Source organism: Aliiroseovarius sp. S2029, assembly GCF_023195575.1.
GTDB classification, from domain to species: domain Bacteria; phylum Pseudomonadota; class Alphaproteobacteria; order Rhodobacterales; family Rhodobacteraceae; genus Aliiroseovarius; species Aliiroseovarius zhejiangensis.
In genome coordinates this window covers 673484-697123 of sequence record NZ_JALPQE010000001.1, presented here as the reverse complement: position 1 = coordinate 697123, position 23640 = coordinate 673484, and the positions used below count along the sequence as shown (strand labels likewise).

At 61.3% G+C, this 23640-nt stretch carries 21 protein-coding genes and 1 riboswitch; of the genes, 9 read left to right on the top strand and 12 right to left on the bottom strand.

Annotated features, from left to right (window positions below; genetic code table 11):
• Positions 1-2: 2 nt before the first annotated feature.
• From MUY21_RS03455 to MUY21_RS03440, 4 genes are all read left to right on the top strand, one after another.
• On the top strand, positions 3-989 hold the full coding sequence (locus MUY21_RS03455; RefSeq protein ID WP_191286452.1) for a D-glycerate dehydrogenase: 987 nt from the start codon (positions 3-5) through the stop codon (positions 987-989).
• Between the two features lie 15 nt (positions 990-1004).
• Positions 1005-1667 (top strand): hypothetical protein, encoded by a 663-nt coding sequence (locus tag MUY21_RS03450; RefSeq protein WP_248408974.1) that lies wholly within the window; start codon positions 1005-1007, stop codon positions 1665-1667.
• Positions 1668-1776: 109 nt separating this feature from the next.
• Positions 1777-4281 (top strand): FAD-dependent oxidoreductase, encoded by a 2505-nt coding sequence (locus MUY21_RS03445; RefSeq protein WP_248408973.1) that lies wholly within the window; start codon positions 1777-1779, stop codon positions 4279-4281.
• A 225-nt stretch (positions 4282-4506) separates the two neighbouring features.
• On the top strand, positions 4507-4725 hold the full coding sequence (locus tag MUY21_RS03440) for a hypothetical protein (RefSeq protein ID WP_248408972.1): 219 nt from the start codon (positions 4507-4509) through the stop codon (positions 4723-4725).
• Here MUY21_RS03440 and MUY21_RS03435 read toward each other — a convergent pair.
• From MUY21_RS03435 to MUY21_RS03415, 5 genes are all read right to left on the bottom strand, one after another.
• On the bottom strand, positions 4713-5795 hold the full coding sequence (locus MUY21_RS03435) for a DUF1513 domain-containing protein (protein WP_248408971.1): 1083 nt from the start codon (positions 5793-5795) through the stop codon (positions 4713-4715). The genes MUY21_RS03440 and MUY21_RS03435 overlap by 13 nt on opposite strands.
• Positions 5796-5799: 4 nt before the next feature.
• Positions 5800-6840 (bottom strand): imelysin family protein, encoded by a 1041-nt coding sequence (locus MUY21_RS03430; protein WP_248408970.1) that lies wholly within the window; start codon positions 6838-6840, stop codon positions 5800-5802.
• Complete coding sequence (locus MUY21_RS03425) at positions 6837-8327, bottom strand: di-heme oxidoredictase family protein (RefSeq protein ID WP_248408969.1); 1491 nt, start codon at positions 8325-8327, stop codon at positions 6837-6839. Before MUY21_RS03425 ends, MUY21_RS03430 begins: the two co-directional genes overlap by 4 nt.
• A gap of 92 nt (positions 8328-8419) precedes the next feature.
• The gene (gene trxC, locus MUY21_RS03420; protein WP_248408968.1) at positions 8420-8860 is read right to left on the bottom strand and encodes a thioredoxin TrxC; all 441 of its coding nucleotides are present in this window, start codon (positions 8858-8860) and stop codon (positions 8420-8422) included.
• A gap of 61 nt (positions 8861-8921) precedes the next feature.
• Entirely contained in the window at positions 8922-9347 is a 426-nt protein-coding gene (locus MUY21_RS03415) for an Lrp/AsnC family transcriptional regulator (protein ID WP_191286658.1), read from the bottom strand.
• Between the two features lie 174 nt (positions 9348-9521).
• On the opposite strand from MUY21_RS03415, the gene rocF reads away from it, so the two are divergent.
• Together rocF and MUY21_RS03405 are read left to right on the top strand one after the other, a co-directional pair.
• Positions 9522-10451: an arginase gene (gene rocF / locus MUY21_RS03410; protein WP_248408967.1), complete on the top strand. Its 930-nt coding sequence runs from the start codon at positions 9522-9524 to the stop codon at positions 10449-10451.
• A gap of 18 nt (positions 10452-10469) precedes the next feature.
• Entirely contained in the window at positions 10470-11519 is a 1050-nt protein-coding gene (locus MUY21_RS03405; RefSeq protein WP_248408966.1) for an ornithine cyclodeaminase, read from the top strand.
• Between the two features lie 174 nt (positions 11520-11693).
• Here MUY21_RS03405 and gcvP read toward each other — a convergent pair whose 3' ends face one another.
• The 3 genes from gcvP to gcvT form a co-directional block, all read right to left on the bottom strand.
• Complete coding sequence (gene gcvP / locus MUY21_RS03400; RefSeq protein ID WP_248408965.1) at positions 11694-14540, bottom strand: aminomethyl-transferring glycine dehydrogenase; 2847 nt, start codon at positions 14538-14540, stop codon at positions 11694-11696.
• A gap of 90 nt (positions 14541-14630) precedes the next feature.
• Complete coding sequence (gene gcvH, locus MUY21_RS03395) at positions 14631-14990, bottom strand: glycine cleavage system protein GcvH (RefSeq protein WP_191286441.1); 360 nt, start codon at positions 14988-14990, stop codon at positions 14631-14633.
• 27 nt (positions 14991-15017) lie between these two features.
• On the bottom strand, positions 15018-16142 hold the full coding sequence (gcvT, locus tag MUY21_RS03390; protein WP_248408964.1) for a glycine cleavage system aminomethyltransferase GcvT: 1125 nt from the start codon (positions 16140-16142) through the stop codon (positions 15018-15020).
• 152 nt (positions 16143-16294) lie between these two features.
• Positions 16295-16383: riboswitch (glycine riboswitch) on the bottom strand.
• Between the two features lie 71 nt (positions 16384-16454).
• On the opposite strand from gcvT, the gene MUY21_RS03385 reads away from it, so the two are divergent.
• Positions 16455-17012 carry a gamma-glutamylcyclotransferase family protein gene (locus MUY21_RS03385; RefSeq protein ID WP_248408963.1) on the top strand — a complete coding sequence of 186 codons (558 nt, stop codon included), beginning with the start codon at positions 16455-16457 and terminating at the stop codon, positions 17010-17012.
• On the opposite strand, the gene MUY21_RS03380 is transcribed toward MUY21_RS03385, so the two are convergent.
• Both MUY21_RS03380 and gltX read right to left on the bottom strand, forming a co-directional pair.
• Entirely contained in the window at positions 16992-18410 is a 1419-nt protein-coding gene (locus MUY21_RS03380; protein WP_248408962.1) for an MATE family efflux transporter, read from the bottom strand. The two genes, MUY21_RS03385 and MUY21_RS03380, sit on opposite strands and share 21 nt — an antisense overlap.
• Before the next feature lie 97 nt (positions 18411-18507).
• On the bottom strand, positions 18508-19833 hold the full coding sequence (gene gltX / locus MUY21_RS03375; RefSeq protein ID WP_248408961.1) for a glutamate--tRNA ligase: 1326 nt from the start codon (positions 19831-19833) through the stop codon (positions 18508-18510).
• Positions 19834-19896: 63 nt separating this feature from the next.
• Here gltX and MUY21_RS03370 point away from each other — a divergent pair, with 63 nt between their 5' ends.
• Positions 19897-20295: a metallopeptidase family protein gene (locus MUY21_RS03370; protein WP_248408960.1), complete on the top strand. Its 399-nt coding sequence runs from the start codon at positions 19897-19899 to the stop codon at positions 20293-20295.
• On the opposite strand, the gene MUY21_RS03365 is transcribed toward MUY21_RS03370, so the two are convergent.
• Positions 20296-20730: a DUF1801 domain-containing protein gene (locus tag MUY21_RS03365; protein ID WP_248408959.1), complete on the bottom strand. Its 435-nt coding sequence runs from the start codon at positions 20728-20730 to the stop codon at positions 20296-20298.
• 116 nt (positions 20731-20846) lie between these two features.
• Here MUY21_RS03365 and MUY21_RS03360 point away from each other — a divergent pair, with 116 nt between their 5' ends.
• The gene (locus tag MUY21_RS03360) at positions 20847-21782 is read left to right on the top strand and encodes an MBL fold metallo-hydrolase (protein ID WP_248408958.1); all 936 of its coding nucleotides are present in this window, start codon (positions 20847-20849) and stop codon (positions 21780-21782) included.
• Between the two features lie 19 nt (positions 21783-21801).
• Here the strand turns inward: MUY21_RS03360 and MUY21_RS03355 are convergent, their stop codons facing one another.
• Positions 21802-23463 (bottom strand): NAD+ synthase, encoded by a 1662-nt coding sequence (locus tag MUY21_RS03355; RefSeq protein ID WP_248408957.1) that lies wholly within the window; start codon positions 23461-23463, stop codon positions 21802-21804.
• Between the last annotated feature and the right edge of the window lie 177 nt (positions 23464-23640).

Sequence of the window (23640 nt, the reverse complement as noted above, 5' to 3'; positions counted from 1 at the left end):
GCATGGCCGCTGAACGTCTGAGTGTTGTTGTCACGCGACGGTTGCCCGAGGTCGTCGAGACCCGGATGAAAGAACTTTTCGATGTCGAGCTTCGGGATGATGACACGCCGATGACCCGATCCGAACTGGCCGACGCAATGACACGCTGCGATGTGCTGGTCCCGACTATCAATGACCAGATCGACGCGAACATGCTGGCGGGCGCGGGTGACAGGCTGCGTCTGATCGCCAATTACGGTGCCGGGGTCGACCACATCGACGTGGGGTCGGCGCGGCAGCGTGGTATCCTGGTCTCGAACACCGCCGGGGTTTCGGCCGATGACACTGCAGACATGGCGATTGCGCTGATCCTGGCCGTCACCCGGCGGTTCCCGGAAGGGATTCGTTTGATGGCGACGGGCGAATGGCCTGGCTGGTCGCCCACCGCGATGCTGGGCCACCGCATTCAGGGGCGGCGCGTGGGCATTCTTGGCATGGGCCGGATCGGTCAGGCTGTCGCGGCCCGTGCGCGGGCGTTCGGAATGCAGGTGCATTACCACAACCGCAAGCGTGTGCACCCGAAGATTGAGGAGCAGTTGGAAGCCACCTATTGGGAGAGCCTTGACCAGATGGTGGCGCGGATGGACGTGCTGTCGATCAACTGCCCGCACACGCCATCGACCTTCCACTTGATGAATGCGCGCCGTCTGAAGCTGATGAAGCCCGAGGCGGTGATCGTGAACACCTCGCGCGGCGAGGTGATTGACGAAAACGCCCTGACCCGGATGCTGCGCGCGGGCGAGATCGCAGGTGCCGGGCTGGATGTCTATGAGCACGGGAACGAGATCAATCCACGCCTGCGCGACCTGCCCAACGTGGTGGCGCTGCCGCATATGGGGTCGGCCACGGTCGAGGGGCGGATCGAGATGGGTGAGAAGGTGCTGATCAACATCAAGACGTTCGCCGACGGCCACCGCCCGCCCGATCAGGTCGTGCCGGGGATGCTTTAGGTTCACGGGTATAACATGATCGCACGTCTGATCCTGGGGGTGGGGCTGTTGGTGGTGCTGACCGCCTGCGCGCGTCCCCTGTCGGACACCGAGGTCGAGATGTCGCAACTGGTGTTCGGCGACAGTCTGGACACCGACAAGGTGCGTGTGCGGGCCGGGATTGGCGTGCTGCCATTGCCGAACCCTGATCCGATACCAGCCGACGCCCCCAGACAGGACGCGCGCAAGCTGCCCAAGGGCGTGTGCGACCGCGTGCCCCAGCCTGTGCGCAGGATCGAGTTCCCGGCAGGCTTTGTCCTGTGGAATCAGGTGTTTCTGAAACGCGACCTTTATCGCGACGATATGTTCGAAGGCTGGCCCAACAGCCTGCCCATGCCGCACGCCCTATTGATGATGCACGAACTTGTGCATGTCTGGCAGTGGCAGAACCGCGACCGCACCGGATACACGCCTTTCCGGTCGGGGGCTGAAAGCTTGCGACCGGGTGATCCCTACTTTTGGCCGGGGCGAGAGGCTGGCGCCTATCTGTCCTATGGGTTCGAGGCGCAGGCGGCTATGGTCGAGGATTACATGTGCATGACGCTGTTTGACCCGACCAACCCGCGCCGCGCCGAATTGGCGGCGCTGATCGGCCCCGTTCTGCCCGTCACCCGGCTGGGCGAGGCGCTGGGGCGCTGAATACGGTCCCGATGTCGTTTTTCCGCAGGCAAAGGTCGGGCTGGCTTGGCACGTTTGCTGACCGTGCGCCATGTATGATGCAACGCATAAGCCCGAAGGGAGTCGCCCCATGAAAACCCAAGTCAAAGCCCTTGTCGTCGGCGGTGGTGCTGTTGGCACCTCGATCGCCTATCACCTTGCCAAGGCGGGTTGGGACGATGTGATGTTGCTGGAACGCGACGAGCTGACGTCGGGCTCGACCTGGCATGCGGCGGGGCTTCTGCCCCTGTTCAACATGTCCTACGCGACGACCCATATCCACGATTATTCCGTCAAGTTCTACAAGACCCTGGAGGAAGAAACCGGTCTGAACGCCGGGTTTGCCGTGGTGGGCAACCTGCGCATGGCGCAAACGCAGGAGCGTATGGACGAGTTCATGCTCTATGCCTCGACCGCCGAAACGGTGGGCATACCCTATGAATGGCTGACCCCGGACGAGATCAAGACCCGCTGGCCGCTGATCGAAACCTCGGACCTGAAGGGCGCGCTCTATCACAGCACGGATGGCTACATTAACCCCGCAGATGTGACGCAGGCGATGGCCAAGGGCGCGCGTCAACGCGGGGTCGAGATCGTGCGCAAGATGCAGGCGGACGCGTTTCACTGGAACGGCACCCATTGGGAAGTGACCTGCACCAAGATGGTGGAAAAGGGCGGCAACCTTGTGGCGTCGGACGAACAGGTGGTGATCACCGCCGAACATGTCGTGACTGCATCGGGCAACCACGCGCAGCGAACCGCCAGGATGCTGGGCATCAAGATGCCCGCCATCCCGGTCGAACACACCTTCATCGTGATGGACCAGGACCCCGAGCTGGTCAAATGGCGCGCAGCCGGCAACCCGGAGCATCCGGTTGTGCGCGATGCAGACAACGAATCCTATGCCCGCGAAGAACGTGGCGGCTGGATCCTTGGCATTTATGAACACGGCGCTCCGGCTCGGTTTGAATACGGCGTAACGGACAGTTTTCGCGCAGACCTGTTCCCGCTTGATCTGGACCGGATCGCGGACCAATACATGGCGATGGCGGAACGCGTGCCGTCCTGCGCCGACAGCGGGCTTAAGGACGATTTCAACGGACCGATCTGCTACACCCCCGATGGCAACCCGCTGGTCGGCCCGGCGCCGAGCCTGCGCAATATGTGGCTGGCCGAAGGGTTCAGCTTCGGCATCACGGCGGCGGGTGGCACGGGTTACTATCTTGCCCAGATGATGGTCGATGGCGAGGCCGAAATCGACATGGCGTCGCTGGACCCGAAACGATACACGCAAAGCTGGATGACGACCGAGTTTGCCGCGCGCAAGAACGAAGAATGCTATGAGCATGTCTATATCCTGCACCACCCGGACGAAGAGCGCCCGGCCTGTCGGCCCCTGCGCACCTCGCCCGCCTATGACCGGCAGAAGGAAAAGGGCGCACAGTTCGGCTGGGTGAACGGGTGGGAACGCCCGAACTACTATGGTCCGCTGGATGCGCCCGAGAATTTCGATCACGACGCGCGCAGCTTCCGCCGGGGCGGCTGGTGGCAATACGCGGTGGACGAAGCCAAGGCGATCCGCGAAGGGGTCGGCCTGATCGACGCCACCGCCTTCACCAAGCATGTGGTCAAAGGGCCGGGCGCGACTGCGTTTCTGGACTGGTTCACCTGCAACAAACTGCCCAAGGTTGGTCGCATCAACCTGACCTATGCGCTGACCGATGCGGGCACGACGCGCACCGAATACACCATCGTGCGGATGAAAGAGCACGAATATTACCTCGTGTCGGCGGGCGCCTGGACGGAATATGACGCCGATTTCCTGCGCAAGGCCGCCGAGGATAAGATGGACGAGTTCGGCTATATCGAAATTCAGGATGTCACCACCCAATGGGGTGTTTTCGCCATCGCTGGCCCCAAATCGCGCGATGTGTTGAACGAGGTGATCAAGGATGCTGATCCGGCCACCGCGCTGTCGAACAAACGGTTCCCGTGGCTGTCCGCGCGCCAGATCGAGCTGGGCATGTGCCCGGTGAACGCGATCCGCGTGGCTTATACGGGTGAATTAGGGTGGGAGCTTCATCACCCGATCGAGATGCAGAACTACCTCTGGGATTTGCTGATGGCGGCGGGCGAAAAGCACGGCATGAAACTGGTCGGCGCGCGGGCGCAAAACTGGCTTAGGCAGGAAAAATCCTATCGCGCCTTCGGTACGGAACTGGGCCGAGATGCCACCCCGCAAGAGGCCGACCTGCCGCGTTTTATCGACCTGGAAAAAGACTTCCACGGCAAAGAGGCAATGCTGGAAACCGGTATCCGGTCGAAATGCGTGACGCTTTTGATCGACGGGCCGAACGACGCCGACCCGTGGGGCCGCGAGGCGCTGTATGACGGGGATACCAAGGTGGGTCGCCTGACCTCGGGCGGCTACTCGGTCGCGTTCGGCAAATCCATCGGGATGGGCTATGTGCGCCCTGAACTGGCGGTGCCGGGCACCAAGCTGAAGGTCAAGATGTTCGACAAGCTCTGGGATGCAGAGATCACGGTCGACAGCCCCTATGATCCTAAGAACGAGACGATCCGCAAGGACGGATAAGTGCAACACCATCCAAGGAAAGGCCCTGCGATTGCGGGGCCTTTTTCATTGTGTCAGTTTTGATCAGGAGGATACGCCATGCCAGAGAAGCTCAAAGGTTCCTGCCATTGTGGCGCCGTGACATTCGAAGTTGCCCGCCCAAAATACGTCGTATCGTGCAATTGTTCGATTTGTAGAAGATATTCCGCGCTATGGACCCATTGTCCGCCTAGCGAAGGTTCGATTTTGACGGGTGCTGACCACCTGACGCGCTATAGCTGGGGCGATCACATGCTGGATTTCTGTGCCTGCATGACCTGTGGCTGCGTCACGCATTGGGCACCGGGCAAGAACGCTGACCAGGATCGCTTTGCGCTGAACCTTCGCATGGTGCCACCCGATGATCTGGCTGCGATCCCAGTTCGGCATTTCGATGGCGCTGACAGCTGGACCTATCTGGACTGACGCGCGATCAGGTGATTGTCCCATGCCCAGCCCCCTTCGACGGGGATCAGGGTCTCGACCCCGTTGGCGCGATGGACCAAACCGCCGTCCCGGGTGATCATCAATCCGCCCTGCGGCGCGGGCGCAACCCCTGAGGCAGTGCCATGTTGGGTTGACCCGCTTGGCTGGCCCGTTGCGTCGAAATAGATCACGGTGCTGCCCTTCGGTCCGGTAACGGCGATGTCTCCGGTCTGCGGACAAACGGCAACGGACCCGGCATAGTTTTTCAGGCGGGTCTGATCGGGATGCGGCAGGAAGGTCGGGTCGTCACCGCGGCGGTGTCGCAGCACCAGCGGCACATCTTTCCCTGGTGCCCCCTGCCATTGCAGCGCGGCCACCACCGCGCCGGTGCCGTCCAGCGCGATATGGCGGATCGAGTTCTGATGCATCGCGCCGGTCAGTTCAACTTGGTCCACGATCGCGCCTTCGACGTTCAAATAGGTCAGATTGGTGCGCATGGTCGGCAGGTTCAGCTTGGCGCGCTCCATGTCCGGATGTGTCTGGATGCCGCCATTGGCGATGGCAAATCCCTCATCCGGCAGGCGCAGGATGTCATGCGGGCCAATCCCACCTGACGACACCTCGCCCTCCCGACGAAAGCCGTCGGATGCGTCCCAGATGCCCAGCACACCCGCGGGGGTGTCATAATCATTCTCGGTCGTGAGCAGGTGCTTGCCATCGGCCGAGAAAGCACCATGGCCATAGAAATGCCGTCCGGCGGGTGTCGTCAATCGCGCAAGTTCGCGGCCATCGGTGCAGTCAATGACCACGGCAAAACGACCCGGACGACGCGCAAAAGCGACCGCCTGCGCCATATGCGGATGAATGGCTGCTGCATGACCCCGGCTGGGAAGGGCGATCTGGAACACCACATCGCCAGCGCGTGTCAGCCCCACCAACCACGAGGTTTTGTCGGCGCGGTTTCCCGCCGTGATGAAATCGGGCGCCCCGGCGGCAGCCCAGGACCCTGTCGCCCATCCGCTCAGCCCAAGGCTGGCCGACGCCCCTGCAAGAAAACGGCGTCGCTTCATCCCATCAATCTCCGTCTCCGGCGCTGAACCCGGCATCGACGCCCAGGCTTTCTCCGATTTGCTGGTCAAGGCGGGATTTCAGATGGTCCAACATGGGTTGCAAAGCCTCGACCCGGATGCGCGTTTGCGGATCATCCAGCGCCTCGGACAGCGGCGCACCAATGGCGTGGATACGCGCCTGAACATCCCGCGCGATTTTCACGATCTCGGCCCGTGTCGCGTCGGGAACCGCATCGGAAAAACCGTCGTCAACCATCGCGATCAAGCCGTCAAGCTGGGCAATCATGATGTCGTTGGTGACGCCCGACCGCCATGCTTCGGCCCGTGTGGGGAAGCTGCGTTCATAGGTGCCAAGGGGGCGTCCGATCCGGTGTTCACGCAGACGCAGGATCGAGAAATCCAGCGCCGTGAAGATCTGGCGCGTAAACTCCTGATGGGACAGATAGACCGGGTTGTCAGCCCCAGCATCCCGGACCAGATCGGCCCACCCTTCGGGGGCGAACCATCCGTCATGAAGGGCCGCGCCGATCCGGGCCAGGTTGCCCGACACGCCGATCAGCGCCGGGCAGGTTTGAACATCGTCAAACAGCAAACGCTCCAGTGCCGGCAGCCCCTGCGCGCCGGCGCTGGCTGCTGCAACCGTTTCCGGATCCGCCTGTTCCTGTGCTGGTCGCTTCAACAGTTCGGCAACCGCGCGTCCGACGAAATTCTTCTTGTCGGGAAAGAAATTGACCGTCAGCGCGGCGGCCTGCGTTTCGATCGGGCCGAACTGATAGGCATCCAGCGGCGCCCAGGCATTCCATGCTGCGGCAAGCGCCTGCGTCACCTGTTGCCGGTTGGCGGTGCCGTCGCAGAACGCCTGCGCGACCTTGGACAAGCGGGCGGTGTCATCACGAAAGGCGCTGAACTGATCGTCCAGAACCACAAGCACCTGATCGGTCAGAGCGACATGATCGACGGCGGGATTGGTGGCGGTTTGCGGATCGGCCGCCCAGAGCATCCCGGGCAGCAGGCAGGCGGACATGAGGGTGGCAAGGGTTCTCATAGCGACTCCAGAAATGCAATCAACGCCGCACGATCTTCAACGTCCAGCAGGCGCACCTTTTCACGGGCGGCGGTGGCTTCGCCCCCGTGCCACATGATGGCCTCCAGCACCGAGCGTGCGCGTCCATCATGAAGAAAGCCCTTCCGCCCGCCAACCCGTTCCGTGCTGCCCAGGCCCCACAAAGGGGCCGTGCGCCATTCCCGGCCTGACGCCTGACCTTCCGGGCGGTGATCTGCCAATCCGTCCCCCATATCGTGCAAAAGCAGGTCGGAGTAAGGCCAGATCAGTTGGAACGAACGGGCGGGATCATCGGGCAGGCGATGGGTGACGAAGGCCGGGGTGTGGCAGGCGGCGCAACCAGCATCGTGAAACAGCGATTTGCCGCGCAGCACCTGTGGTACCTGTGCCATTATGCGCACAGGCACCGCAAGGTTCGCGGCATAAAAGGCCATCAGGTCCAGCGCCGTGTCGCCAAGCTCCTGATTGTCTTGCTGGGCAGAGTTGCCATTGCGCGCGGCCCGGCAGTCTGTCTGTTTCGGGGTGCAATCGCCATAATGGGCTGGGAAAAGGGTGCTGGACAGGCCGATGTCGCCATGCGCCGCCTCGGCTGTTTGTTGGCGAATGGTGGGGTTGCCCGCCTTGTGGCCGAACCGGCCCAGCATCCACTGATCGAACTCGCGCGACCAGACACGGTTGGGGCGCCCCGAGATGCCGTCATTGTCAGCGTCATCGGGGTCTGCATTCTTCAGAATGTCTGTTTCGGGGATCGCTTCAAGCAACCCCAGCCCGATCATCGGCGGCGCGACGCGGGGCGAGGTCAGGGTGCTTTCATCAATGGGGCCGGAAGACGGGTTGACAACGCTGTATGTCGGAGTGTGGAGGTCGATGTGCGTCCCATCCGCAAATCGTGTCACCTGCGGGGCATAGGTGATCGCAAGCGACCCTTCGGCGATCTGCCCGGAAGTCGCATGATCCTGTATCTGAAAGCCATACTGGGGGTCGGGGTGCGTCTTGCCGTCTGCCCCGATCTGCGACAGGCGCAGAACCAGACCGGGAGTCGTGTCGTCGGGATGTGCCGGGGGATAGCCCCGCCCGTCGTTCAGGTGGCAAGCCGAACAGGCGCGGGCATTGTAAAGCGGGCCAAGCCCGTCGGACGAGATGGTCGAGGCAGGGCCTTGCACCCAAAGTTTCTCAAACAGCGCCTCGCCCAGCCTGAAATCCAGCTTCTGGTCTGCCGTCAGCCCGATCACAGGGTCAGAGAATGGCGCCCGTGCAGATGGGGACATCGAGGTGGCGGCGCCGGCTGGGCGTGTCTCATATGCCGAAAGGCCGCGTGGATTGGCCCCTAGCGTGGATCGGATACGGTCTTGTTCTGCCTGGGTGCGCGGGCTGGGTGACAGGTGCGGCTCGCCCCATGGCGGGGCGTCCTTGGCATGTGCCATGTGGCAGCCGAACAGAATGAAGGCCAGGATTGCCGGGGCGCGCATCGCAAGCTCCTTGGAATTGCGCCCCGTTCTAATGCCGGATCAAGATATCGTAAAGTGGTTCCGACAAAAATAGTCAGGAAATATTGGCGGGCTTACGTTTTGATATGCGTGCGCGCGAAAGCCTCGATCGCGTTGGCGGGGATCGCCCCGGCATGACGCGCGATTTCCTTGCCGTTCTGATACAGGATCAGGGCCGGAATGCCGCGTATGTTGTTCTTTGCCGAAACGTTTGGATGTTCCTGCGTGTTGATCTTGGCGAACCGCACGTCTGTCGCCATGCTCTGCGCGGCTTGCGCAAATGCCGGGGCCATCATACGGCAGGGGCCACACCAGGGCGCCCAGAAATCCACCAGAAGCGGCGTGTCGTCGTTTCGTGCGGCTTTCGACAGGGTGGCCGGATCCAGCTCGCGCACCCTGCCATCGAACAGTTTCGCCCCACAGGTGCCGCATTTGGGGCCGGCGGTCAGCTTGTCGGTCGGGACACGATTTACGCTGCCACAATCAAGGCAGGTCATTTTTGCGGAAGAGGACATGGGGCGCTCCATTACATTCATTGGACAGCATATGATGCCGGTGCAGGTTTGCGTCAAGGGGTCAGACGGTGCTCAGCAAGATACTCGTTTCGCTGTTGGTGATGCCTTCGACCATCCGCACATCGTGCAGGATGCGGTCGAAATGGGTCAGGTTGTCGGCCGTCAGTTGCGCCACCAGATCCCATTTTCCGTTGGTGGAATGCAGGCTGCGCAGTTCCGGCAGGCCGCGCAGGCGCTTGATCACTGCCGTGGCGGATTTGCCGGACACTTCGATCATCATGATGGCGTGAACGCCATCCGGCCCGTGGTCCTGCCGCGCGCGGATGGTGAATCCCAACACCGCACCGGTGTCCAGCAACCGATCAAGCCGCGCCTGCACCGTGGCGCGCGAGACACCAAGAATCTCAGCCAGTTTCGAGATTGGGGCGCGTCCGTCCTCGCGCAGAATGGCGATCAGGTTGCGGTCGAGGTCATCAAAGATATGCATGAGGCAGTGATAAGCAACCCTATCAAAATGACAATACATTTAAAAGATAATGAGCAATTTGCTCATTATTAGTGAAATCCTGCCTATGCTATGATCACCCACACCCTGATGCGCTGACCCTGATGCGCTGCCATGACTAACCTTGCCGCGATCCACACCTGAAGGAGAGGCCCAATGACCAACATCCATCTGCTTGGTGCACCGATCGAGGAAGGCGCGGGTCGTCGCGGCTGCATCATGGGGCCTGCGGCCTATCGCACCGCCGGTCTTGCCGAGGAACTGGCGTCACTGGGGCACGAGGTGGTCGATCTGGGCGATGCGCAACGCGACGAGGTCGACGCGCTTGAAACCGAATACACGCATCTGAAACTCCTGCCACAGGTTGCGGGCTGGGCGCGCAGCCTGCATCGTCATGCCTATGATCTGGCGAAACAGGATGTGCTGCCGATCTATCTGGGTGGGGATCACGCCCTGTCGATGGGCACCGTTACCGGCCATGTCGCCGCCGCTGCCGAACTGGGGCGCCCGCAATTCGTGCTGTGGCTGGACGCGCATTCCGATTTCAATGTTCCGGCCTCGTCCCCCAGCGGCAATATCCATGGCATGCCCGTGGCCTTCGCCTGCGGATTGGAGGGGTTTCCCGACATACTTGGCAAACCCTTGCCCGCGCCGCTGGAATCGCGAAATGTCTGCATGATCGGTCTCAGGTCCGTGGACGGGATGGAGCGGGATTTGCTGCAAGCCTCGGACGCGCTTGCGTATGACATGCGGGCGATTGACGAACACGGCATCGCCAAGCTGCTGCTTCCGTTTCTGGATCAGGTCGCGGCGGCTGACGGGCTTTTGCATGTCAGCCTTGATGTGGATTTCATCGAACCCGACATTGCGCCCGCTGTCGGCACCACGGTTCCCGGCGGCGCCACCTTCCGCGAGGCCCATCACATCATGGAGATGCTGCACGACAGCGGTCTTGTCACGTCGCTGGATCTGGTCGAACTGAACCCGTTTCTGGATGATCGCGGCCGCACCGCGCGCCTGATGGTGGACCTGACCGCCAGCCTGTTCGGCCGCCGTGTGCTTGACCGCCGCACCCAAAGCTATTGATCTTCGAAAGGACGCCCAATGCCGCCTCTGCCCTCTGAACTTGCTTATGTGCCCTTCGTGTCGGTCGAAAACATGATGGGACTTGTCCACCATATCGGCATCGAAAAGGTGCTGGTTGACCTTGCCGACGAAATCGAAGCCGACTTCAAACGGTGGGATCTGTTTGACAAAACCCCCCGCGTCGCCAGCCATTCTGACGTTGGGGTGATCGAGCTTATGCCCACTTCGGACGGTGAGATGTATGGGTTCAAATACGTGAACGGCCACCCGAAGAACACCAAGGAAGGGCTGCAGACCGTCACCGCCTTTGGACTGCTCGCGGATGTGAACAGCGGCTATCCGAAATTGCTCAGTGAAATGACGGTGCTGACCGCCCTGCGCACCGCGGCGACCTCGGCGATGGTGGCGAAACATCTGGCGCCCAAAGGCGCGACCACGATGGCGATGATCGGCAATGGCGCACAGTCTGAATTCCAATGCCTTGCTTTCAAAGCGATCTGCGGCATCGACGCGGTGCGGCTTTACGACATCGACCCTGCCGCGACCGAGAAATGCGCGCGCAACCTGCAAGGGTCCGGCTTGACCGTCGTGCCGTGTAAGACCGGCGAGGAAAGCATGGAAGGCGCGCAGATCATCACCACCTGCACCGCCGACAAGCAATATGCAACGATCCTGACCGACAACATGATCGGCGAGGGGGTGCATATCAACGCCATCGGAGGCGACTGCCCCGGCAAGACCGAGCTGCACCGCGACATTCTTCTGCGATCGAAAATCTTTGTGGAGTATCCTGAACAAACGTGGGTCGAAGGCGAGATTCAGCAATTGGAGAAAGATCACCCGATCACCGAGATGTGGCAGGTGATCACCGGGCAGGCCGTGGGACGGAGATCGGACAAAGAGATCACCCTGTTTGACAGCGTGGGCTTCGCGATCGAGGATTTCTCGGCCCTGCGCTACATCTCGAAAGCGATTGAGGGGACAGAGTTTTTCACCCAGCTTGATATGTTGGCCGACCCTGATGATCCGCGTGACTTGTTCGGGATGTTGGAGCGGTCAAAGGCATAAGAAACCTTGGTCTGTCCGTGTTTGCACGGACAGCACCCGAACCGCCCCCACGGGGCGGGCGCTACTCGCCCACCCCTCGGTTCAGGCGATCGCAATGTGGGCTGAACATTCAAGGTGTAAAGAAAAACGGGCGGTGAATTGCTCCACTGCCCGTTCTCATTCGTTAAACGCCGCTTAGCTTTCGTCGGTGTAATCTGACAAAGGCGGGCAGGTGCAGACCAGATGCCGGTCGCCATAGGCGTTGTCCACGCGGTTTACCGGCGACCAATACTTGTCCACCCGGAAGCTGCCTGCCGGGAAGCACCCTTGTTCGCGGGTATAGGGGCGGTCCCATTCGCCAACGAGGTCCACATAGGTGTGGGGCGCGTTCTTCAGCGGGTTGTTTTCCGGGTCGATCTTGCCCTCTTCGATCTCGCGGATTTCCTCGCGGATGGCAAGCATCGCGTCGCAGAAGCGATCCAGTTCGGCCTTGGTTTCCGACTCGGTGGGTTCGATCATCAGCGTGCCGGCCACCGGCCAGCTCATCGTCGGTGCGTGGAAGCCGTTGTCGATCAGACGTTTGGCAATGTCATCCACGGTCACGCCCGCGCTGTCGGCATAGGGGCGGGTGTCGATGATGCATTCATGCGCCACGCGACCGTTTTTGCCCGTGAACAGCACGTCGAACGCCCCTTTCAGGCGGGTCGCGATATAGTTGCCGTTCAGGATCGCCACCTTGGTCGCCTGTGTCAGCCCGTCACCGCCCATCATCAGGACATAAGCCCAGCTGATCGGCAGGATCGAGCCCGATCCGAAGGGCGCGGCGGACACGGCGCCTTCTTCGCCCACCAAACCGTTGCCGGGCAGGTGCGGGGCAAGGTGAGCCTTCACACCAATCGGACCCATGCCGGGGCCGCCACCGCCATGTGGAATGGCGAAGGTTTTGTGCAGGTTCAGGTGGCTGACATCCCCGCCGATCTCGCCGGGTTTCGACAAGCCAACCATCGCGTTCAGGTTCGCCCCGTCGATATAGACCTGCCCGCCGTGGTCATGGGTGATCTGGCAAACCTCGCGCACGGTTTCTTCGAACACGCCGTGGGTGGACGGATAAGTGATCATGCACGCCGCCAGCTTGTCGCCCGCGGCTTCGGCCTTGGCGCGGAAATCATCAAGGTCGATATCCCCGTTTTCAGCGGACTTCACGACCACCACATCCATGTTAACCATATGGGCCGAGGCAGGGTTCGTGCCATGCGCGGAAATCGGGATCAGGCAGACATTGCGGTCCCCCTGGCCTTGGGCCTTGTGATAGGCCTGAATGGTCAGGAGCCCCGCATATTCACCCTGCGCGCCCGAGTTTGGCTGCATCGACATATCGTCATAGCCGGTGATCAGGCACAGCTTCTGCTTCAGATCCTCGATCATCTCGGCATAGCCTTCGACCTGGTTTTCCGGCGCCATCGGGTGGATATAGGCGAACTCGCGCCACGTCACGGGCATCATTTCCGCCGCCGCGTTCAGCTTCATCGTGCAAGAGCCCAGCGGAATCATGGCGCGATCAAGAGCCAGATCGCGATCGGCCAGACGACGCATATAGCGCATCATCTCGGTCTCGGCCCGGTTCATGTGGAACACGGGGTGGGTCAGGTAATCTGACGTGCGCAGGCTGGCATCCGGCAGGCGATATTCGTTGTCGCTGTCGTCATAGCCGCGGGTGATGCCAAAGGCACGCCAGACCCCTTCGATCACAGCAGGGCGGGTGGCTTCGTCCAGCGTGATGCCGACATATTCACTGTCCACCGGGCGCAGGTTGATACCTTCCTCGCGGGCCGATTTCAGCACGGTGTTCTGCAGCGCGCCCACATGGACGGTGATCGTGTCGAAGAAGTGCTTCGAAGTGATGGTGAAGCCCGCATCCTCAAGCCCTTTGGCCAGACGCACGGTTTTCAGATGCACGTCTTGCGCGATGGCTTTCAAGCCTTCGGGGCCGTGGAACACGGCGTAGAAACCCGCCATCACGGCCAGAAGCGCCTGCGCAGTGCAGACGTTCGAGGTCGCTTTTTCGCGGCGGATATGTTGTTCGCGGGTCTGCAGCGACAGGCGATAGGCCTGATTGCCGCGCGCATCAATCGACACGCCGATCAGGCGACCCGGCATGGCGCGTTTGTGCTTGTCAGCGGTCGCCATATAGGCGGCGTGCGGGCCGCCGAAGCCCATCGGCACGCCAAAGCGCTGCGACGAGCCGACCGCGATATCAGCCCCCATTGCGCCCGGTTCTTTCAGTACGGTCAGCGCCAGCGGGTCGGCGGATACGATGCCAACCGCCTTTGCCTCGTGCAGGGCGGTGATTTGGTCCGTGAAGTCACTGACCCGGCCATAGGTGCCGGGGTATTGGAAAATCGCGCCGAACACCTCGTCTGCAGCCAGATCTTTTTCGGGGTCGCCGATGACAATTTCGATCCCCAACGGCTCGGCACGGGTTTTCATCACGGCGATGTTTTGCGGATGACAGCCTTCGTCCACAAAGAACTTTGTGGCTTTCGACTTGGCGATGCGCTGGCCCATGGTCATCGCCTCGGCGCAGGCCGTCGCTTCATCAAGAAGCGAGGCGTTCGCAATCTCAAGCCCGGTCAGGTCTGAAATCATCGTCTGAAAGTTCAACAGCGCCTCAAGCCGGCCCTGCGAAATCTCGGGCTGATAGGGTGTGTAGGCGGTGTACCAAGCGGGGTTTTCCAGAATGTTGCGTTGGATTGCCGGGGGCGTCACTGTCCCGTGATAACCTTGACCCAACAAGGACCGCATGACCTTGTTGCGTGCCGCCGTGTACCGCATCTTGTGCAGCGCCTCGCGTTCCGACAGCGCCGGACCCCAGTCCAAAGGTTCCTTCTGGCGAATGCTCTTCGGCATGGTCTGGTCGATCAACTCGTCCAGATCCTTCACGCCGATGGTCTTGAACATCTCGTCCATCTCAGTGGGCGAGGGGCCGATATGGCGGCGGTTGGCGAAATCATAGGGTTTGTAACCGGTGGGCGTGAACGACATTGCGTTTCTCCGTACGGGGGGCGGGCAAAGGGGAATGGCAAGGGCCGTGTTGGCCCCTGACCCTGTGTTTGATGGCGCGTGGCCTGTGGATCAGCCGATGAATTTCTTGTATCCGGCTTCGTCCATGTAGTCGTCCAACGGGCTGGTGTCGGACGCCTTGATCTTGAAGAACCACGCTTCGCCTTCGGCGTCTTCATTGACCTTGGTGGGTTCATCGACGATGGCTTCGTTCACCTCGGTAATCTCGCCATCCAGCGGACTGAGGATGTCGGACGCGGCCTTGACGCTTTCGATCACGACGATTTCGTCATCCTTGGAGACTGTGTCGCCCACTTCGGGCAGTTCGACAAAGACAACGTCGCCAAGTTGCTCAGCCGCGTGGGTGGTGATGCCCACCACGTAAACGCCGTCTTCTTCGCGCAGCCATTCGTGTTCTTCGGTATATTTCATCTTGTGTCTCCTGCTGGAAATATAGGGTCAACGTTTGAAGGTGGCGGGGCGGAAGGGTGTCTCCGCGACCGTGACGGGCTGGCGCTTGCCGCGCACATCGCCGTAAAGCGTGGTGCCGATTTCGGCGTGATCCGTGGTGACATAGCCCATCGACATGGGCCGCTCGATCGAGGGGCCGAATGCGCCTGACGTGACATGGCCAATCGGTGTGTCCGCCTCGGCCGAGGCATAAAGCTGAGTTCCCGCCCGCATTGGCGCACGGCCATCAGGCAACAGGCCAACGCGGCGGCGGTCTGCGCCGTTTTCAAGCTGCGACAGGATGCGCGTATCACCGGGGAAGCCGCCTTCACGCTCGCCCCCTTTGCGGCGCGCCTTCTGAATGGCCCATTCCAGCGCGGCCTCGACCGGCGTGGTCGAGGTGTCGATATCATTTCCGTAAAGGCACAGCCCCGCCTCAAGCCGCAAGCTGTCGCGGGCGCCAAGGCCGATCGGTTCAACCTCGTCCATCGCCAGAAGGGCGCGGGTGAAGGCGTCGGCGTGGGCGTCGGGCACCGAGATTTCATAACCATCTTCGCCGGTATAGCCCGAGCGGGACAGCCACAGCTCGCCATAGTCGCTGTCGACCACGGCGACATCCATGAACTTCATGTCCCTGGCCGACGGCACAAGACGCGAAAGCGCGGCTTCGGCGGCAGGGCCTTGCAGGGCCAGAAGGGCGCGGTCCTCAATCACCTCAATCTCGCAATCGGTCAGGCGGGCGCGCATATGGGCGATGTCGGCGTCCTTGCACCCGGCGTTCACGACCAAAAACAGGTGGTCGCCCCGGTTCGCGACCATCAGGTCATCCAGAATGCCGCCATCATCATTCGTAAACATGGCATAGCGTTGCCGCCCTTCCGCAAGCGGCACGATGGATTGCGGCACAATCCGTTCCAGCGACAGGGCGGGATTGTCACCGCGCAGGATCACCTGACCCATATGGCTGACATCGAACAGTCCCGCCGCCGACCGCGTGTGCAGGTGTTCTTTCATCACACCCAGCGGGTATTGTACGGGCATTTCGTAACCGGCAAACGGTACCATCTTGGCACCAAGCTCCAGATGCAGGTCGTAAAGACCCGTCCGTTTCAGATCGTCCTGGGCTGCACCCATGGCCATTCCTCCAATTGCTACCGGTAAGTCATGAAAGCCATGCGCCCGGCATCTTTCAGACGCCTCGGCGTCCAGTGATGCCCCCTCTGTCCGTGTCGCCTGAGATCGTTATCCCTTCGGCGGGCATCTGTGTGCCTCTCTCCAGAGTCCTGTGCGCCGCATCGGTCCGTGGGCCTGAGAGTTTACCGGGGCGGTTGCTCCTTCGGCACCAGCTTTCGCCAGATTCTCCCGATGCGATGGCGATACGTTATCCGTCTGCACCGATTTCGGCAAGAGGTTGAACACAACTGCATGCCACGGCAGGGTAGGGTCATGCAGGATCCGTTTTTCTTCGGCTATGGCTCGCTTGTGAACCGCCGCACCCATGCGTTTGAGAACGCGCAACCCGCGCGGGTGACGGGGTGGCGGCGCGCGTGGCGACGGTCACCGCTGCGCAAGCTTTGTTATCTGACTGCGGTTCCGGATCGCGAGGATTACATCGAGGGGATGATAGCCTCGGTCCCTGGCGCAGATTGGGCAGCACTGGACCACCGAGAGCGCGCTTACAGGCGCGTCCCGCTTGGACCCGAGGTGCAACATGGCGTCGAAACAGCCGACGTGGCCATCTATGCCATCGAGGACGGCAAGCATCAGCCGCCAACGAACGACAATCCGGTGCTGCTTAGTTATATCGACGTTGTGGTTCAGGGGTACCTGGCCGAGTTCGGTTTGCCCGGCGTCACGCATTTCTTCGAAACCACTGATGGCTGGCACGCGCCCATTCTGAACGACCGTGTCGCGCCGATCTATCCACGCGCGCAGACGCTGACCGAGGAAGAGCGGCAGATCGTCGATGCAGGTCTGTCCCGCCTATCGGCGCAGCCCAAATAGCGATATCTGTCGGGTTTGCCGCTGGTACGGGTGGGCATCTGCCTCGCATTCCCCACGCTCTGCCATGCGCAACACGCGCGCCGACAGCAAGAGCGCGATCGCGGCGAAGATCAATCCGCCAGCAGCCTGCCCGATCAGCACCCCCGGAGCGCCCCAATAGGCAGCCCCCAGGATGACCAACGGGATCGTACCCAGCGTCTGCCGACCCCAGTTTACCCAGGTCGAATAGAAGGGATGGCCCAGGTTGTTGAAACTGGCATTGGTGACGAAGATCACGCCGTTGAAAAACCACGCCAGCGCCAGTGGACCACAGAACAGATAGACCAGGTCGCGGGCCAGCCCTTCGGCGTTGAACAGATCGGCAATCGGCGCGCGCAGGACAAACAGGATGGCGCTGACGGCGACCGATACGCACAGGGTGAACACCAACCCGTCACGAATGGTGCGACGCACACGGTCCAGCCGCCCCGCCCCGAAATTCTGGCCGACAATCGGACCAATGGCCCCTGACAGCGCAAAAATAACGGCAAACGAGACCGGCACCAGACGCCCCACGATGGCCATGCCCGCCACGGCGTCTTCGCCAAACTCGGCCATGGCGCGGGTGACATAGGCCTGACCGACAGGTGTGGCGAACTGGGTCAGGATCGCCGGCAGGGCAATGGTCATGATGGCTGTGAAATCGACCTTGAAGTCGACCGATCGGGGGCGGTCCAACCCGCCATGATGACGCAGCACGGGATAGATCGACATGATCGCAATTGTGATACGCGCACAAACCGAGGCAAGGGCCGCACCGGTCAGTTCGAGGTCCAGACCGAAGATCAGGATCGGGTCCAGCACCGCGTTTACCAATCCGCCCCAGATCGTCGCCATCATCGCGCGTCGGGCATCGCCATGTGCACGCAGGATTGCCCCGCCGACCATGCCGACGATCAGGACAGGCAGGCTGGGCAGGATGATCCTCAGATACCCGGTTGCCAGTACCAGCGTGTCGCCGGACGCGCCCAACAGAGCTGCCAGTTCCGGTACGAACCACCAGACAAGGGCTGCGAAGGCGCTTCCGATCACGACCCCGTACAGGAGCGCGGTCGCCGCGCGGCGTTTTGCGGTCTGTCGGTCGCCTTGCCCCAGCGCCCGCGCCACAAGGGCACCGGCCGCGATGGACATGCCAATGCCGAAGGAGGTCGTGAAAAACAGGATAGCGCCGGCATAGCCCACGGCCGCCGCCAGCTCATCCCGGCCCAGCCACGAGATGAAGATCATGTCCACGAGGTCGACAAGAAAGATCGCCATCAGACCGACCGAAGCGGTCAGCGACATCACCGTGATATGTCGCAACAGGCTGCCCGACAGGAACTTCGCCTGCGCGTCGCTTGCCGTTTGGGGTTGGGCCATTGGTAATCTCCTGTCACGCTTTGATAGCATGGAGGAGTGCGGCGCGCCGGGCCAGAGGGAAAAACCCAAGCCCGCCGCACCGATCCGGTGTAAAGGATCAGCCCTTCGCGCGGATCACCTGCATCAGCGGCAGAAGCGCAGACATGTCCGGGCCGTGATCCATTCCGGTCAGGGCCTTGCGCAGCGGCATGAACAACCCGCGACCCTTGCGGCCGGTGGCCTCTTTCACGGCGGCGGTCCAGCTTGACCAGCTGTCGGCGTTGTATGGTCCGTCCGGCAGAAGCCCCATCGCGGTGGCGACGAATTCGCGGTCCTCTTCGTCAATCACAGGGTCCGCCCCGTCACGGCACAGGGTCCACCAGCCTTCGAGATCGCCCAGTGTCGTGATATTTTCACGCGCGACGGACCAGAAGGCATCTGCCTGTTCGGCAGGCACGCCAAGATCGTCCAGCGTGTCCGCGACGGCAGTTGCCGGAAGCTGTGACAGATACCGGGCGGTCAGCGGCAACAGGTCTTCTACATCAAACTTGGTGGGCGCAGAGCCGAAGGTGGATAGGTCGAACCCTTCAACGATTTCCTCCAGCGAGTTGCGCAGTTCAACCGGTTGTGACGACCCCAGCCGCGCCAGAAGGCTCAGCAGGGCCATCGGTTGCACACCGCGTTCGCGCAGATCACGAATTGCCAGCGTGCCAAGGCGCTTCGACAGCGCCTCGCCTTGCGGGCCGGTCAGAAGCGAGTGGTGAGCGAATGTCGGAACCTTGCCACCCAACGCCTCGATGATCTGAATTTGCGTGGCTGTGTTGGTGACGTGGTCGGACCCGCGCACCACGTCGGTGATGCCGAAATCAATGTCGTCGCAAACCGACGCAAGCGTATAAAGAAACTGCCCGTCGCCTCGGATCAGCACGGGGTCGGACACCGACGCCGCATCAATCGAGATGTCGCCCAGAATGCCGTCGGTCCAGTTGATCCGTTCATGATCCAGCTTGAACCGCCAGTGGCCTTGCCCGCGTTCTTCGCGCAGCTTGTCCTTTTCATCGTCCGACAGCGCCAGCGCCGAGCGGTCATAGACCGGAGGCTTGCCCATGTTCAGTTGCTTCTTGCGCTTAAGGTCCAGCTCGGTTGGGGTCTCGAAACATTCGTAAAACCGCCCCATGTCGCGCAGCTCTTGCGCGGCGGCTTCGTACCGATCCAACCGGTCGGACTGCTTCTCGACCCGGTCCCAGGTCAGGCCCAGCCATTCCAGATCCTCTTTGATGGCATCCGCGTATTCCTGCTTGGAGCGTTCCGGGTCGGTATCATCCAGACGCAGGATGAATTGCCCGCCCGACTTGGCAGCGATCAGATAGTTGAACAGCGCGGTGCGCAGATTGCCAACATGGATATAGCCGGTGGGCGAGGGGGCAAAGCGGGTGGTGGTCATGGGTCAGGTCTCCTTGGCTCGTCCCTCTTTCATACTGGCCCGGATTTGTCCATATAATCCGGTATGACTCGCAAATACGCCCCTTCCATCGCAGATATCGAGGCGCTGGCCCATGACGCCCGGATGCGCCTGCCACCTGCCTTTGTCGAAAAGGCGCTGGAGGTCGCGATCCGGGTCGAAAACATGCCGAACGCCGTGTTGTTGTCCGAGATGGAGATCGAAGACCCGTTCGAACTGACCGCCGTTTACGAGGGGATTCCGCTGACACAGAAATCCGTGTCCGACCAACCCTTCGCCCCGGACACGGTCACGCTGTTTCGCAGGCCAATCCTTGACGAGTGGGCGTCGCGCGGGGATGTGTCGCTGGCAGAACTGGTCGGGCATATCGTTGTCCACGAGTTTGCACACCATTTCGGGTGGTCGGACGCGGATATCGCCCAAATTGACCGCTGGTGGGAATGATCAAACGGGCTGCACGGGCCATTTCTTGTCCAGATCGTGCAAGCCTGCCCGGATCAACTCGGCCAGGACATCCAGATCAATATCCGCGAGCTTGTTTACGTAAAGGCAGGACTTGCCCATCTTGTGTTTGCCAAGCCGCGCCAGAATATCACCGTAATCCGCATATCCCGGAATGATATAGATCGAGTGACGCGCCTTGCGGGGTGAAAAGCCGGTGGCCAGAAACTCCCCTTCACGCCCACTGTCATAGCGGTAGTGATAGCGGCCATAGCCGATGATGGACGGGCCCCACATGACGGGGTCGAACCCTGTCACCTGACGAAACAACCGATCAAGCGTCTCGGCGTCCTTGCGTTTCGGTTCGGGCTTGACCGCGGCGATGAAGCGGGTGACGGCCTGACCGGTCGGGCGTGTCTTGTTTTCCTGTGTGCTCATGCCATGCCGTTGTGTTGAAGCTGTCACGATTGCGTGACGCTGTCCTTTTCGATCGGAAATCGAAGTATAGTGCAGGTCTGAATTTCATCAAAATCTGCTCTTTCCGGAGGTCACTCATGAAATCTTTCTCTGTTCCCTATCTGTCGCGCCGACATCTGTTGATGGCGGGCGCCGCCGCACCGCTGGCAGGGCTTGCTGCTGGACCTGCGCGTGCGATGGCCCCGCAAACAGGCTTGTCCAGCACCGCATCGCAGACCGTCAAGCTGGGCGGGTTCGAGGTAACGACCCTGTTGGCAGGCAACCGCACGGTCGAAGACCCGCAAAGCATCTTTGGCATGAATGTCAGCGCAGAGGAGTTCGCGGCAGCCTCGGAAACTGCACATATCCCGACCGATGCTGCGCAGTTTTTCTTTACACCGACCGTGGTGAACACCGGGTCAGAGCTTGTGCTGTTTGATACCGGCCTGAACGAAAAGGGTATCACAGCGGCGCTGGCTGATGCAGGGTACACGCCGGATCAGGTGGATATCGTCGTGATCACCCATATGCATGGCGACCATATCGGCGGCTTGTCCGGGGATGGCGGCGTGACCTTCCCCAATGCCCGTTATGTCACCGGCGCGGTGGAGTTTGACCATTGGGCGGCAGCGGGCAACGAGGGGTTCGACGCGAAAGTGGCTCCGCTTGCGGACCAGACAACCATGATCAACGGCGGTGACACGGTTGCATCCGGCATCGAAGCGGTCGAGGCGTTTGGCCATACCCCCGGCCACATGGCTTATCGGCTGGAGAGCGACGGGAGCTCGCTGCTGATCGCGGCGGATTTCGCTAACCATTATGTCTGGTCGCTCGCCTATCCGGATTGGGAGGTGAAGTTCGACCGCGACAAAGAGGCCGCCGCCGCAACTCGCCGGTCGCTGCTGGGAATGCTGGCAGCCGAGAAGATGCCCTTTATCGGATACCACATGCCCTTCCCGGCGCTTGGCTATGTCGAGGCGCGGGACGCAGGCTTCCACTATGTCCCACACAGCTATCAGCTTTTGATGGGCTGAGACATGCGCAGCGGGGCGATCAGCTTTCGTCCCGCCAGCGATTCACGATCGGATAGCGGCGGTCAAGCCAGAAACTGCGCATGGTCAGGCGTGTGCCCGGTGCGGATTGGAAGCGTTTGTATTCCGAGATGAAGATCAGATGCTCGACCTTCTTGACCGTCGCCCGGTCGAACCCTTCCGCCACCAGTTCGGCCACCGATTTCTCGTCGTCGATCAGCCCCTCAAGGATCGCGTCCAGCACTTCGTAAGGCGGCAGGCTGTCTTCGTCCTTCTGGTCGGGGCGCAACTCCGCAGATGGGGGTTTGTCGATGATCGAGACCGGGATGACCTCGCCCTCGGGGCCGTTCATCCAGTCGCGGTGATTGGCATTGCGCCAGCGGCATTGTTCGAACACGCGGGTCTTGTACAGATCCTTGATCGGGTTGTAGCCGCCCGCCATGTCGCCATAGATCGTGGCATAACCCACAGCGACCTCGGACTTGTTGCCGGTGGTCAGAAGCATTGAGCCGAACTTGTTGGAAAGCGCCATCAGCAGAAGACCCCGCAGGCGGGATTGGATGTTTTCTTCGGTCACGTCGGGTTCCGTGCCCTCGAATAATGGGGCAAGCGTCTTGGTGATTGCGTCGCGGCCTTCGCGGATCGGGACGATGTCATAGGAGCAGCCAAGTCGGGTCGCGATATCCTTGGCATCGTCCAAAGACGACTGCGAGGTGTATTCCGATGGCAGCATCACGCAGCGCACATTCTCTGGCCCCAGCGCATCGACGGCAATGGTCGCGACTATCGCGCTGTCGATCCCGCCGGACAGGCCAAGCAGCACCTTTTTGAACCCGGTCTTGCGCATATAGTCGCGCAGGCTTTCGACCATGGCGCGGTAATCCTGTTCCCATTCATCCCCATGCACGGCGATGGGGCCGGGGGTGATGCGCCAGCCATCGTCGGTGCGGTTCAGGTCGATATGGCGAATGTCCTCGTCAAAGGTGGTCATACGCATGGCCAGCTCTCCGCCAGGGTTCAGGGCGAAAGATCCGCCATCGAACACCTGATCGTCCTGGCCGCCCACCATGTTCAGATAGATCAGCGGCAGTCCGGTTTCGACGACCCGCGCCACCATGTGGTTCACCCGCACATCGAACTTGCGCCGGTAATAGGGGGACCCGTTTGGGATCAGCAGCAACTCGGCCCCGCTTTCGGCCAGCGTTTCGCAGACGTCTTCGCCATGCCATGCGTCTTCGCAAATGGGGATGCCGATACGGATCGGCCCCATGCCCACCGGGCCTTGCGGATCGGCGGATGTGAATTGCCGTTTTTCGTCAAACACGGTGAAGTTGGGCAGGCGCTGTTTCAGAATGCGCGCAGCCACCTTGCCGCCATGCAGGATGTAGTACGCATTGAACAGATTGGTGCCGTCGAAATACGGACCACCAATGCCCATCGCGGGACCATCGGCGCAATCGGCGGCAAGCTGCTCAACCGCGTCCATTGCGTCGCGAAAAAACTGTGGGCGCATGACCAGGTCCTGGGTCTGATAGCCGGTGATGAAAGCCTCGGGCAGGGCGACCAGATCGCTGTCGGCGGATTTCGCCTGGGCCCATGCCTTGCGCGCCTTTTCTGCATTGGCTGTCAGGGCGCCGACGGTCGGGTTCAACTGCGCCAGCGTCAGGCGGAAATGGTCACTCATCGCGCGTATCCTTCTGGCCCGGCATTCTCTGCCAGGTTTGATCCTGCGCACAGATGTAGCAGGTTTGCGTGCGGGATAAAGACCATGCGTGGGAAAACCGTTGTTTCGGGACAACGGCTCGCTTAGTCTTGCGACGGGTTTGCGTGGGTTGAAGCGCGAAAAATAACACTCATTGAA